We start from the raw sequence: 218 nt of genomic DNA on the forward strand, positions 1-218 counted from the left end.
CACGACCCGGCCGGCAACCTGTTGATGATGGACCGCCCCGGTCCCGTCACCGTCAAGGGCAACCGCCTGCTGCTGGACGGCGACCGGCACTACGACTACGACGCCTTCGGCAACCTGATCCGCGAACGCCGGGGCAAGGCCCACAGCCTCGTCACCGAATACCGCTACGACAGCCAGCACCGGCTGATCGGCCTCACCACCCCGGACGGTCGCGAAAC

1 protein-coding gene is annotated in these 218 nt (G+C 68.3%); it reads left to right on the forward strand.

All coding sequences use genetic code 11. The annotated features are described in order from the left end of the window. Positions 1-218, forward strand: a 218-nt coding sequence (locus ACLEJR_RS27145) for an RHS repeat domain-containing protein (protein WP_440817805.1), incomplete at both ends; no start/stop codon positions are given.

This window comes from Pseudomonas sp. SMN5, from assembly GCF_052041925.1.
Taxonomy (GTDB): domain Bacteria; phylum Pseudomonadota; class Gammaproteobacteria; order Pseudomonadales; family Pseudomonadaceae; genus Aquipseudomonas.